The organism is Myroides sp. LJL119, assembly GCF_054871605.1.
Window position 1 is genome coordinate 25,863 of record NZ_JBTXLO010000001.1, and the last position, 13,228, is coordinate 39,090.

12 protein-coding genes are annotated in these 13,228 nt (G+C 33.7%); 7 read left to right on the forward strand and 5 right to left on the reverse strand.

Annotated elements, in window-relative coordinates:
* Window positions 1-17: 17 nt before the first annotated feature.
* The 4 genes from ACYSNV_RS00135 to ACYSNV_RS00150 all read right to left on the reverse strand — a co-directional run bounded on the left by ACYSNV_RS00135 (window position 18) and on the right by ACYSNV_RS00150 (window position 3,356).
* The gene (locus ACYSNV_RS00135; RefSeq protein ID WP_461760545.1) at window positions 18-842 is read right to left on the reverse strand and encodes a thymidylate synthase; all 825 of its coding nucleotides are present in this window, start codon (window positions 840-842) and stop codon (window positions 18-20) included.
* Window positions 843-862: 20 nt separating this feature from the next.
* Window positions 863-1,489, reverse strand: coding sequence for a bifunctional nuclease family protein (locus ACYSNV_RS00140; protein WP_461760546.1), 627 nt, complete (start codon window positions 1,487-1,489; stop codon window positions 863-865).
* Window positions 1,490-1,613: 124 nt separating this feature from the next.
* Window positions 1,614-2,582, reverse strand: coding sequence for an electron transfer flavoprotein subunit alpha/FixB family protein (locus tag ACYSNV_RS00145; protein WP_461760547.1), 969 nt, complete (start codon window positions 2,580-2,582; stop codon window positions 1,614-1,616).
* Between the two features lie 27 nt (window positions 2,583-2,609).
* Window positions 2,610-3,356, reverse strand: a complete 747-nt coding sequence (locus ACYSNV_RS00150; RefSeq protein ID WP_461760548.1) for an electron transfer flavoprotein subunit beta/FixA family protein — start codon at window positions 3,354-3,356, stop codon at window positions 2,610-2,612.
* A 678-nt stretch (window positions 3,357-4,034) separates the two neighbouring features.
* Here ACYSNV_RS00150 and ACYSNV_RS00155 point away from each other — a divergent pair.
* The 7 genes from ACYSNV_RS00155 (at window position 4,035) to porT (ending at window position 12,409) form a co-directional block, all read left to right on the forward strand.
* On the forward strand, window positions 4,035-5,012 hold the full coding sequence (locus ACYSNV_RS00155) for a pyruvate dehydrogenase complex E1 component subunit beta (RefSeq protein WP_461760549.1): 978 nt from the start codon (window positions 4,035-4,037) through the stop codon (window positions 5,010-5,012).
* A gap of 96 nt (window positions 5,013-5,108) precedes the next feature.
* Complete coding sequence (locus ACYSNV_RS00160; RefSeq protein WP_461761065.1) at window positions 5,109-7,592, forward strand: DUF5686 and carboxypeptidase-like regulatory domain-containing protein; 2,484 nt, start codon at window positions 5,109-5,111, stop codon at window positions 7,590-7,592.
* Between the two features lie 82 nt (window positions 7,593-7,674).
* Window positions 7,675-8,202, forward strand: a complete 528-nt coding sequence (locus ACYSNV_RS00165) for an inorganic diphosphatase (protein WP_461760550.1) — start codon at window positions 7,675-7,677, stop codon at window positions 8,200-8,202.
* A gap of 444 nt (window positions 8,203-8,646) precedes the next feature.
* The gene (locus ACYSNV_RS00170; RefSeq protein ID WP_461760551.1) at window positions 8,647-10,131 is read left to right on the forward strand and encodes an alanine/glycine:cation symporter family protein; all 1,485 of its coding nucleotides are present in this window, start codon (window positions 8,647-8,649) and stop codon (window positions 10,129-10,131) included.
* Between the two features lie 39 nt (window positions 10,132-10,170).
* Window positions 10,171-10,731 carry a GNAT family N-acetyltransferase gene (locus ACYSNV_RS00175; RefSeq protein ID WP_461760552.1) on the forward strand — a complete coding sequence of 187 codons (561 nt, stop codon included), beginning with the start codon at window positions 10,171-10,173 and terminating at the stop codon, window positions 10,729-10,731.
* Between the two features lie 138 nt (window positions 10,732-10,869).
* The gene (gene ubiE, locus ACYSNV_RS00180) at window positions 10,870-11,598 is read left to right on the forward strand and encodes a bifunctional demethylmenaquinone methyltransferase/2-methoxy-6-polyprenyl-1,4-benzoquinol methylase UbiE (RefSeq protein ID WP_461760553.1); all 729 of its coding nucleotides are present in this window, start codon (window positions 10,870-10,872) and stop codon (window positions 11,596-11,598) included.
* A 1-nt stretch (window position 11,599) separates the two neighbouring features.
* The gene (porT, locus tag ACYSNV_RS00185) at window positions 11,600-12,409 is read left to right on the forward strand and encodes a type IX secretion/gliding motility protein PorT/SprT (RefSeq protein ID WP_461760554.1); all 810 of its coding nucleotides are present in this window, start codon (window positions 11,600-11,602) and stop codon (window positions 12,407-12,409) included.
* Between the two features lie 74 nt (window positions 12,410-12,483).
* On the opposite strand, the gene ACYSNV_RS00190 is transcribed toward porT, so the two are convergent.
* On the reverse strand, window positions 12,484-13,221 hold the full coding sequence (locus ACYSNV_RS00190; protein WP_461760555.1) for a TrmH family RNA methyltransferase: 738 nt from the start codon (window positions 13,219-13,221) through the stop codon (window positions 12,484-12,486).
* Window positions 13,222-13,228: the final 7 nt, after the last annotated feature.

A 13,228-nucleotide genomic window follows, 5' to 3' on the forward strand; every position in this document is an offset into this window, starting at 1 on the left:
TTATATATGTATTAAGTTTAAACCGACACAACTGCTTTTATAGCAGGATGAGGATCATATCCTTCTAGACTAAAATCCTCGTATTTAAAATCAAATATATCTTTAACTTGTTTATTTAGAACCATTTTTGGTAATTCTTTACATGGTCTTGCTAATTGCAATTTCACTTGTTCTAAATGATTATTATAAATATGTACATCCCCAAAGGTGTGTATAAAATCTCCCAATTCAAGATCACATACTTGAGCTACCATCATTGTAAACAAAGCATAGGAAGCTATATTAAAAGGCACCCCTAAAAACACATCCGCACTTCTTTGATATAACTGACACGAGAGCTTTCCTTCACTAACATAAAATTGAAAAAAGGAATGACATGGAGGTAAAGCAGCCTTTCCCTGTGCAACATTCTCACTAAAACTCTTTGTCGTATCAGGTAAAACACTAGGATTCCAAGCTGTTACTATAATCCTTCTACTAGTTGGATTTGTTTTTAAAGTATCAATAGCTTGCTTTATTTGATCAATACCTTGATTATCCCAATTTCGCCATTGAAAACCATATACTGGACCCAAATCACCATTTGGATCTGCCCATTCATCCCAGATGCGAACCCCATTTTCTTTTAGATATCCTATATTAGTATCTCCTTTTAAAAACCATAACAATTCATATATAATGGACTTTAAATGGACTTTTTTAGTGGTTACCAAGGGAAAACCTTTGCTTAAATCAAAGCGCATTTGATGACCAAACATACTAATTGTACCAGTGCCGGTACGGTCGCCCTTTTGAACGCCATGGTCCAAAATTTGTTGTAATAAGTCTTTATATTGTTTCATTATAATTTTTTAAAAGTTTTCTAATTCCTCTTATTTAATTCATCTCTAAGCTTTGCAGCTGTCTCATAATCCTCCCCTTGGATTGCTTGATTTAGCAATACATTTATTTGATCTAAAGTAAATCCACTATAATCAATCTCTTTGCTAGACTCTTGATCTAATATTTGTTCAACCTGAGAAACAACATCTTGGATTGAGTCCAGCGTAGAATCATCCTGAGTTGAATCTTGACCATGTAAGATAATTCCAGCCTTATCCATAATGTCTTTATAGGTAAATATAGGAGCATAAAACCTAATAGCAAGTGCAATAGCATCGGAGGTTCTAGCATCGATTATCTGCTCTCCAACTTGCTCAGATTCACAAATCAAACTAGAGAAAAACACGCCGTCCACAAGTTTGTGAATAATAACTTGTTTAATACGAATCTCAAAACGATCTGCGAAGTTTTTAAACAAGTCATGGGTTAGAGGTCTTGGTGGTTTAATCTCTTCTTCTATTGCAATGGCAATACTTTGAGCCTCAAAAGCTCCTATAACAATTGGTAGCTTTCGCTCTCCATCTACTTCATCTAAAATAAGGGCATAAGCTCCATTTTGGGTGTGACTATATGAAATTCCCTTAACCATTAGCTTTATCAAACTCATAATGTATGTATATATAAAAAAAGCAAGTAAAACAAAGGTACAAAAACTTCGTTACTTGCTTTTTTAAATTTATTGTATTGTGGAAAAAACATTACAAAAGAGTAACGTCGATACGTTTTACCACTTATTGGTTGTCGGCTTTAAATTTCTTTAATTTCTCTACCAATTCAGGTACAACTTGAAATGCATCTCCAACAATTCCATAATCCGCTACTTTAAAGAAAGGTGCCTCTGGGTCTGTATTAATAGCCACCTTTACCTTAGATGAATTAACCCCGGCAATGTGCTGTATAGCCCCAGATATCCCAACGGCAATATAAAGATTTGAAGAAACAGGTTTTCCAGTTTGCCCCACATGCTCTTCGTGGTCTCTCCATCCTAAATCGGATACTGGCTTAGAACAAGCTAAAGCTGCACCAAGTACATCAGCTAAATCCTCTAACATTTTCCAATTCTCAGGTCCTTTTAAACCTCTACCACCTGATACAACTATATCTGCATCAGCAATTGTTACCTTACCAGAAATTTTCTCGGTTTTCTCAACTTTTAAGTCAAAGTCAGAGTCATTTAAATTCGGTGCGAAGTCTTGCTTTGTTGCAGATCCTTGCGATTCAACTAAACCAAAAGAATTCTTAGCAATACACAACACTTTTACATCGGTATTTAACTGAGTTAAATTAAAAGCTTTATTTGAAAAAGCATTACGCTTTACAACAAAAGGAGAAGTACTCTGTGGTAAGGCCACAACATTAGTTGCTAACCCTGCTTTTAATTTAACAGCCACTAAAGGAGCTGCATATAAACTATCGGTAGAGGAAGACAATAAAACTATCTTAGACTGCTCCTGATTAGCTGCTTGAACAATTAAATCGCTATACGCTTTTGCATTAAAACTATTAAGTTTATCGTTACTTACACTTAAAACTTTATCTACACCATATTTACCCAACTCCGAAGTATCGTTACAATTAACAGTTACCGCTGTAACAGTTGTTGATAATGACTCTGCAAGTTTTTTAGCATAAGAAGCTAGTTCTAATGCAACTTTTTTAAATTTTCCTTCTGCTGACTCAGCATATATTAAGATTGACATACTCTTGTTTTTTAATTAAAATTAGAATTAGATTACTTTAGCTTCATTGTGAAGTAAATTGATCAATTCGTCGATATTATCGGCCGAAATCATCTTACAGGCTCCTTTAGCGGCAGGTTTTTCAAATTTTACACTTTCTGTAGTTAGATCTAATACCTCAGGCTCAACAACATTTAATGCTTTTGAACGAGCTGTCATAATTCCACGCATGTTCGGGATAATTAAATCTTTTTCCTCCACTAAACCTTTTTGTCCACCAACTACTAGTGGTAATTTTCCAGAGATTGTCTCTGTTCCTCCATCAATTTGACGAACCGCAGTTATCTTGTCTGCATCAATATCTAACCCCTCACATGAATTGATAAAGTTGTAATCTAAAATACCAGCTAACATACCCGGTACCATTCCTCCATTATAATCTAAAGACTCTTTCCCACAAATAACTAATTCATATCCTCCTGATTTTACAACCTCAGCTAAATGTTTAGCCACAGTAAAACCATCTAAAGGTTCCGCATTAACACGAATAGCATCATCTGCTCCTATGGCAAGTGCTTTTCGAATGGTTGGCTCACTAGTAGCTCCACCAACGTTTACTACAGTTACTGTAGCCCCTGTTTTCTCTTTTAATTTAATAGCTTTTGTTAAAGCGTATTCATCATTTGGATTAATCACAAACTGTACACCTGTTGTATCTAACTGTGTATCTGAGTTTATGAAATTAATTTTTGACGTAGTATCAGGCACATGGCTGATGCAAACTAATATCTTCATTGTTTATAGTTTTTTTGATTTTTTCTATTTCTCTTACTGACGAAAATAAGAATATTTTCCGATATTTTACTATGCAAGCATACAAAATAATATGGAACAATCAAAAAACACCACTTACATTAATAGGTATAAAACCGGTTTTGTTCTATTGTTTTAAATAATCCAATATGCCTATGAGCTAACTCTTTGTTAGTTTACAAGGCTTTACCGTTTGAATTATCCAAAAAAAAACAAATAAAAAACTTCCTACTATAAAAGACGAAATACAAATCATAACAAGTAAAAAAAAATAAAAATTAACTTTAAAAAAAATCTCCTAATAGTTAAACCTTCCCTGTAAACAAGATGTTTTCAAACCAAGTAAAAAAATCAAAATCAGCTAGATTTAAATAATCATATATAATGTTGATTTGTCAAAAAACAGCATCCTAATTAGCCCTTAAAACTAAATTGACTAATAAATAAACAAAAATATTGTTTGTCCAACAAAATTAATCTTATCAAATACACACTAATAACCTAGTAAAAGTTATATTTTTTTCAATTAACACGCATAAATGCTTGTTTTATTTCACGTAATGATTCGAAAAGCATAAAACAAAAAACAAGCATCTTGAAGTTTAATATTTTTTTATACTTTTGCTCGTAATATATTAATTGAGACTAATACATATCATTATGAGAACGATTCAATTTAGAGAGGCCATATGTGAAGCCATGAGCGAAGAAATGCGTCGCGACGAATCTATATATTTAATAGGTGAAGAAGTAGCAGAATACAATGGTGCTTATAAAGCATCTAAAGGTATGTTAGATGAATTCGGACCTAAACGAGTAATCGATGCTCCTATTGCAGAACTTGGATTTGCAGGGATTGGAGTAGGCTCTGCTATGAATGGTAACCGTCCTATTGTAGAGTTTATGACCTTTAACTTCTCTTTAGTGGGAATCGACCAAATTATCAATAATGCCGCTAAGATGCGTCAAATGTCAGGTGGACAGTTCAATATTCCTATCGTTTTCCGTGGACCTACTGCTTCTGCTGGACAATTAGGTGCTACCCACTCTCAAGCCTTTGAGAATTGGTATGCAAACGTACCAGGATTAAAAGTAATTGTACCATCAAATGTTTATGACGCTAAAGGTTTATTAAAAGCCGCTATTCGTGATAATGACCCTGTGATTTTCATGGAGTCTGAACAAATGTATGGAGATAAAGGTGAGGTTCCTGAAGGAGATTACGTACTACCTATTGGAGTTGCAGATATCAAAAGAGAAGGAACAGATGTAACAATTGTTTCTTTTGGTAAAATTATCAAAGAAGCTTATAAAGCAGCTGATGAATTAGCTAAAGAAGGTATTTCTTGTGAAATTATCGATTTACGTACTATAAGACCACTTGATATGGACACTGTACTAAAATCGGTTAAGAAAACAAATCGCTTAGTTATCTTAGAAGAAGCATGGCCTTTTGCAAGTATTTCATCTGAAATTTCTTACCAAGTACAAGAAAGAGCTTTCGATCATTTAGACGCTCCGATTCAAAGACTTACAACAGCAGACACGCCTGCGCCTTACTCTCCACTATTACTTCAAGAGTGGTTACCTAATTCGCAAGATGTAATTAAAGCGGTAAAAAAAGTTCTTTATAAATAAAAATAAAGTCCTTATATAAATAAAAATAAAGTATATTTGATAGCTCCATCTTAATGCAATTTTAAGATGGAGCTTTTTTATGCGTTACATCATATTATGAGAAATCAAATACCGTTTGTAATATTCTTATTACTTTGTCCTTTATTGCTTTTTTCACAAACCAAAGTCAGTGGGAAAATTATAGACGACCAAAACTACGAAGTTTCTTACGCTTCCGTTTACTTTAAAAATTCAACCAAAGGCGTTATTGCTGATGAAAATGGTAAATTCTATCTAGAGTCTGACCAAAAACATACTACTTTAGTTATCGCTTTTATTGGCTATAAAACCCTTGAAATTGAACTTGAGAATAAAGTCAATTTAAATTTAAACATTGTTCTGGAAACGGACAACCTACTTGATGAAGTTCAGATTTTCGCTGGGAAAACTTCAAAGAAAAATAATCCGGCCTTGGATATTCTTCGTAAAATATGGGAGCGAAAACGTAAAAACGGTATTTACATGTTTGATCAATATGAATATGATCAATATGAAAAAATTGAATTTGATCTTAACTCCATAGATAGCGCATACCAATCCAAAAAGATTTTCAGAGGAATGGAGTTTATTTTTGACCAAGTAGACACCTCCAAGGTAACAGGAAAAACATACCTTCCCATATTTATCAACGAGAACATTTCCTTGGTATATGGAGATAATAATTCGAATAAAAAAACACAGAAATCCTTAGGTAATAAAAACTCTGGCTTTGAAAGTAACCAAACCATTATTGCCTTTGTAAAAGATCTATACGCTCAATATAATATTTACGATAATTACATTAAGATTTTTGATAAAGATTTTGTTAGTCCTTTATCAAGAACTGGGATAAATGTTTATAACTATGTCTTGGCCGATAGTACCTTTATTGATAATAAATGGTGCTATAATATCATCTACTACCCTAGAAGAAAAGGAGAGCTAACCTTCAAAGGAGACTTCTGGGTGAATGACACCACTTTTGCCATAAAGAAAATAGCCATGGAAGCCAGTAAAGATGCCAATATCAACTGGGTTAAAGATATTTATATTGAACAAGAATTTGATGTAGTTAATGACTCTGTATTTCTTCTTACTAGGGATCATTTTATGAGTGATTTTGCAATCTCCAAAAAAGAAACCTCTAAGGGAGTTTATGGAAAAAGAACTTCGATTTATAAAAATCACCGATTTGATATAAAACATCCTAACGAATTCTATACCGAAAAAGTCAATCACTACGACCCTAGTGTATATCAAAGGGATAACGAGTTTTGGGATACTTACCGCTTTGAACCTCTTAGCAAAGACGAACTTGGCGTTTACCAAATGTTGGATACTTTGAAAAACACCCCGAAATTTAAAATGTTATTTAATCTTACCGAGACTATATTAGGTAATTATTACAATAGAGGTAAAATTGACTTTGGACCAATTTTCTCCACCATTGGATACAATGATATTGAAGGCTTGCGTTTGCGCTTAGGGGCTAGAACTTATTTTGGTCAAAATGACCCATGGCGATTAGAAGGATATACAGCCTATGGCTTTAAAGATGGCCAGTTTAAATACGGGCTTAACGCCAGGGTGCTATTAAATAAAAATAATCGTCTAATACTTCATGGAGGTAATAGAAGAGATATTGAGCAAATTGGTGTAAGTCTAACAGAGACCTCCGATATCCTTGGTAGAAGTTTTGCTTCGAGTTCCCTATTCTCAAGTGGTGACAATACCAAATTAACCTCTATTAACCTAACCACCTTAGGCCTGGAGATTGAACCTTGGAAAAACTTAAAATTTCAAACATTATTTACCTATCGAACATTAAAGCCAGCCGGGCATGACTTTAATTTAGATTATTATAAAGACAAGGCTAATCACATTATCTCTAATGAAACCAAGCAAAGTGAGGTAGCTTTTGAAATAGATTATACTCCAGGCAAAAAAACAATCGGTTTTGGAGTAGATAGAACAGAGGTTGATCAAAAGTACTTGCGTTTATATTTAAAATACAGTCAAGGCTTTAAAGGGGTATTTGATAGTGATTTTACCTACGAAAAATTACAATTCTATGCCAGAAAACCAATTTTACTAGGTGGATTTGGAACCTTAACAACTACATTTGAGGCTGGTAAAACCTTCGGTGAGGTTCCCCTTGGATTACTTAATGTAGTACCTGGTAACCAATCATGGTTTCATATCGAAAACACCTTTGCAAACCTAGATTACTACGATTTTGTAACTGATCAATATACTTCCCTACACTTAGAACACAATTTTGGAGGTAGATTATTTTCTCGCGTTCCTTTTCTTCGCGATTTAAATATGCGAGAAATTATCGGGATTCGAGGTATACACGGTACTATTTCACAGGCAAACATCGATTTAAATGCATCCAATTTAGTATACAAAGCTCCAACCCACACGTATTATGAATACTATGTTGCTGTAGGTAATATTTTTAAAATAATCCGAATAGACCTGTCTTGGAAAGGAAATTATAGACACGTACCAGCATCTAGAAATTTTGCAGTTAAAGCCTCATTTGCACTTTATTTTTAAAATAGTTGCTAAAACTTGTTCTAAATCACTATTTAGAGTATTTTTGCAACCTATTTAAAAAAGAGAATAAATATTAAAAGATATGAGTAAATTTGAAACTTTTGATGCTTTTGTTGAAATCCCAGCAGGAAGCAGAAACAAATACGAATACGACTTTGATTTAAAAAGACTAAGATTCGATAGAATGTTATATTCTAATATGAGATACCCAGCTGATTATGGTTTTATTCCAGAAACATTAGCTTTAGATGGTGACCCTTTAGATGTTCTTGTTCTATTCTCAGAGCCTTCAGTTCCAGGATTGGTAGTAGAGGTTAAGCCAGTTGGTATTTTCTACATGTCAGATGATAAAGGACAAGATGAAAAAATTCTTTGTGTTCCTGTATCAGACCCTATCATGAATAAAATAAATGATATAGATCAAGTAAACGAACACTTAAAGTTAGAAATCGAACATTTCTTTAAAGTATATAAAGATTTAGAGAAAAAACAAGTAACTACAAATGGATTCGGAGATAAAGCAGCTGCTTTAAAAATGATTCAAGAGTGTACAGAGCGTTTTGAAAATCTAGAAAACAAAGAAGAAGGTTTGTTTAGCATCCGCTTCTAAAAAACTATAAAAGCCAATCTTTAAAAGATTGGCTTTTTTTGTACCCATGGGTACAAAAAAAATTATTAAACCCTTTTACAAATAAACTCAGGATAAAGAAAAAAACAACTTTTTTACCCACTTCCCTCTCCTAATCTTCCCTATTTACCTACTGCGATTCCTTGTTGATTTTTTTACTTAATAGATACAAAATCCATTATTCTTATTAAGTCTAACTATAAATATCAAATCAAGACAAATGTCTTATACACTTTACATACTTTTTATTAAGTACTGGCTAAAACCCCTAAAAAACCAATACTTACAAGTACCTTAAGGTATATTTTCTCACTGACCTCACACTGCTTATTATCTAAAAAACACACTGTGTTTTAATAGTATCAAAAATAAAATTTGTAGATATCAAGATTATCCTTACTTTTTTACCTTGATTAAACAATATTTATGGAAAATGCAATTAAAATAGCCAATGATTTAATTTGGTCAGATGTCTTTATCGCCCTATGTTTATGTGCGGGTTTATTTTTTTCAATCAAAACTAAATTCATACAAGTACGTTTCTTCCGATCCATGGTAAAACTACTTTTCACAGAAGGCTCCTCGGAGAATGGCGTAAGTCCTTTCCAGGCATTTTCTATCGCAATTGCAGGTCGTGTAGGTGTGGGAAATATTGTTGGGGTAGCAACCGCAATAGCCGCAGGAGGACCAGGGGCAATCTTTTGGATGTGGGTTATCGCATTTTTAGGAAGTGCCTCGGCGTTTATCGAATCTACTTTAGCTCAGATTTACAAAACAGAGAAAAATGGGCAATATTGTGGAGGACCCGCTTTTTATATTCAACAAGGTTTAAACAACAAGTATTTTGCCTTAGCCTTTTCAATTATCACCCTAATTTCTTGCTCGTTATTTTTACCTAGTATCCAAGCAAATAGCATTTCTATTTCCATACAAGAGGCATTTCATGTTTCACCGTATATTTCAGGGATTTTTATATGTCTGTTTTTAGCTATTTCCGTTTTCGGAGGTGCTAAAAGTGTTGGTAGAATTGCACAAATAGTAGTCCCTATTATGGCAACGGCATATATTATCATGGCCTTAATTATTATTGGAATTAATTATAAAGGAGTTCCTGATGTGTTTATGTTGATTATAAAAGCGGCCTTTAACCAAGAGGCGGCATTTAGTGGAATATTCGGAGCCGCAATTGCCTGGGGTGTTAAAAGAGGAATATACTCCAATGAAGCTGGTCAAGGTACAGGTCCACACGCTGCTGCTGCCTCGGAAACATCACACCCGGTAAAACAAGGCTTAGTTCAAGCCTTCTCGGTATATATCGATACATTGTTTGTATGTTCAGCTACAGCCTTTATGATTTTATTTACAAATCAATATAATGTACTTGATTCTACAGGAAATTACATTGTTCATAATCTTCCCGATATAGAAGCCGGTGCGAGTTATACGGTAAAGGCAATAGCAACGCAGTTCCCAACCATAGCAGCTGAATTTATTGCCATTGCACTAACATTCTTTGCCATTACAACAACAATGAGTTATTTGTTTATAGCTGAATCGAATTTTGATTACTTAAGTAAGAAAAAAAACATGGTACTACGCTGGATTATGCGTAGTGTTATATTAATCAACGTATATTTTGCTGCTATAAATGAACCAAGTACAGCATGGGCCATTGGAGATATAGGTGTGGGAGCAATGGCATGGCTAAATATTATTGCTATTTTACTTTTATACAAACCAGCCATGCGAGCCTTAGATGATTATATAAAACAATACAAAGCCGGACTAGACCCTATTTTTGACCCACAGACAGTGGATATTAAAAATGTCAGCCCTATTTGGACACGAATAGCAAAACAAAATAAACAACAACAAGCCTTAAAAAAAAATATGCAGAATCAAGATAAATAAATCCTTTGTACCTTTGTAATATAATTTAATTAAAGCCATATGGAGTATACCATTAGAAAAGCCACGCCAAATGACGTGGATGTAGTCCCTGAATTAATGCTTCAAGCAATGCAAGATATTGTCTTTACTTTTATACAAAGCCAAGATATTGAAGAAGCTATTCATTTTTTAAGCACCTTATTTCAACAACCTGATAATTTATACAGTTATCAAAACACATTTGTTGCAGTAGATAAAGACGGTGAGATTATGGGCTGTATTACGGGTTATGATGGTGCAGATTTCTTTACTTTAAGACAACCTGTTTTACAATATATGTCAGATAAATATCAAAATGACTATCAACCTGAACCGGAGACTAGCGATGACCAATTTTATCTAGACACAGTAGCTGTGTCTGTATTAGCGCAAGGAAAAGGAGTTGGCACAAGGCTTTTAAAACACATGATAGACTATGCAAAAAGCAATGGGCATGGTAAAGTAGGATTAATTGTTGATCTTGAAAATCCCGATGCAATGAAACTCTATAGTAGATTAGGCTTTAAACAAGCAGATATAATAGATTTTGCTGGAGCACAATACTACAATATGTATATCTAAAAATTCAAAACGTCCTAGAGCAAATAATCTCTAGGACTTTTTTTATCACAAAAATCCCTACCCGTCATACAATTATATCCCACAGGTTTCTGAAAAATTAGCTTTTAATAATTATATTTGCCTTTAAATTATTTTACAATGTCAAAGAATATTACTCCATATAAAGAATCTGAATTAGGTAAGAAAAAACAAGTAGAACAAATGTTCGACAATATATCGGGGAATTACGATAATTTAAATCGCATGATTTCCCTAGGAACAGATCAAGGCTGGAGAAAAAAAGTACTAAATATGGTTAGCCAAACTAACCCTATTAACATTCTTGACATTGCCACAGGAACTGGTGACCTTGCCATTTTACTATCTCAATCCGATGCATTAAGCATTACAGGATTAGACCTATCGGCAGGAATGCTAGAGGTAGGTAAGCAAAAAGTAAAAGCTTTAAAGCTGGACAAAAAAATTAAAATGGTACAAGGGGATTCGGAAAACTTGCCTTTTCAAGACAATAGTTTCGAGGCCATCACAGTGGGTTTTGGAATCCGAAACTTTGAAAATTTAGAAAAAGGACTCTCGGAAATTCTTCGCGTCTTAAAGCCAGGTGGAGTATTTGTTATTTTAGAGACTTCCGTACCTACAAAATTCCCCTTCAAACAAGGGTACTTTTTTTATACTCAAAACGTTTTACCTTTAATGGGTAAACTATTCTCAAAGGATAAAAAAGCATACCAATACCTTTCGGATTCGGCAAAAAATTTCCCTTTTGGCGTCGAACTCAACAATATTTTGACCAAAGTTGGGTTTAAAGATGTACAACACTTCCCTCAAACAATGGGAATTGCAACTATTTACCGTTCATCAAAGTAAAATGAAAAAAATTTTTTGTATTATATTGGTTCTGTTTTGTACCGCTCCTAGTTTTGGACAATGGGTCTTTGGCCGTAATCCTATTTTAAATAAACAGGATTGGGATAAACAAAGAGTACATTGGGGTTATTACTTAGGCTTTAACTCATACAACTACAAAATTGATTATAACGCTGATTATTACAAACAATTAAAACAATATCAAGATACTTATAAAGATCAACTTCCTAGAGATTACTCAGAAATTCAAGTAAGTTCAACAACTGGTTTTAATATCGGTTTAATAGGTAATCTTCGTTTAATGGAATATCTTGATCTTCGATTTGAACCTGGTCTAAATTATACTAAAAGAACACTGAGTTACCCTAAGGCTATTTTTTATAACTATTTTGATAATAAATACGGTAATCCAAATCCTAGCCAAAGAGAATTAGACATGGCATCCATTAAGGAAATAAGTAGCACCTACATCCATTTGCCTTTATTGTTAAAGTTCTCCTCGAAAAGAACCGGAAATATACGTCCTTATTTAGTAGGTGGTTTTTCAGCAGACCTTAACCTAAGTAGTAATAGCAGCTCCGATGTAGATAACTCGGAGGGAGTCTGGAGAATGAAAAAATGGACCTATAATTATGAAATAGGAGCCGGAATAGATATTTACTTTCAGTATTTTAAGTTCTCCCCTTCTATTCGAGGCGTTTTTGGCTTAGATAATGAACTAATTGTAGACCAAGATCCTAATAGTCCGTGGACTGGAGCAATAACGTCTATGAAAAGTAGAGGTGTTTTTATTAACTTTACTTTTCATTAATTACCATAGAAAAAGGCGCAATCTATTTTTGCGCCTTTTTTATTAAACCCTTAATCTTATATCTCTCTCAGATTTTAACTATTATTACGGCGAAACTCACTAAGTACAATAGAGGTTGCCATGGCTACATTTAAACTTTCTGTTTGCTGTAAATCCCCAAAACGAGGAATACTTATTTTATTTGTCACTAATTGCTCAATTTGCTTAGAAATTCCATTGGCTTCATTTCCAAAAACAACAATACCATCTATGGCCAAATCCGATTTGTAAATATTTTTTGCGTCCATAAAAGTACCATAAACACTCTTATTTTCACCATTGTCTAAAATCATCTGTTGCAAATCTCCATATACCAAATTAACCCGAGCAATTGAACCCATTGTAGCTTGAATAACCTTTGGATTAAATGCATCAACACTTTGTGCTGAGCATATAATATGTTTTATTCCAAACCAATCACAAAGACGAATTATAGTTCCTAAGTTTCCAGGATCACGTACGTCATCTAAGGCCACAACCAAATCTTTGTAATCAACAGCTTGAGGTTTTGGACAATGAAAAACTGCTAACACATCACTAGCACTAGTTAAGGCTGATATTTTTTCCATTTCAGCCTTTTTAATTAAAACCTTTTTATGATCAGGAGCCTTTAAGTCCAAATCTTGGGTCATATACAAATTTTCTAAAGTAAAATCCGCCTTTAAAAGTTCCTGAATAACTTTAATACCTTCGGCAATGAACAAACCGTGCTCTTTTCGGTATTTTTTTTGATGTAAACTTTTAATTAGCTTGATTTGGTTCTTTGTAACCATAAAAAAT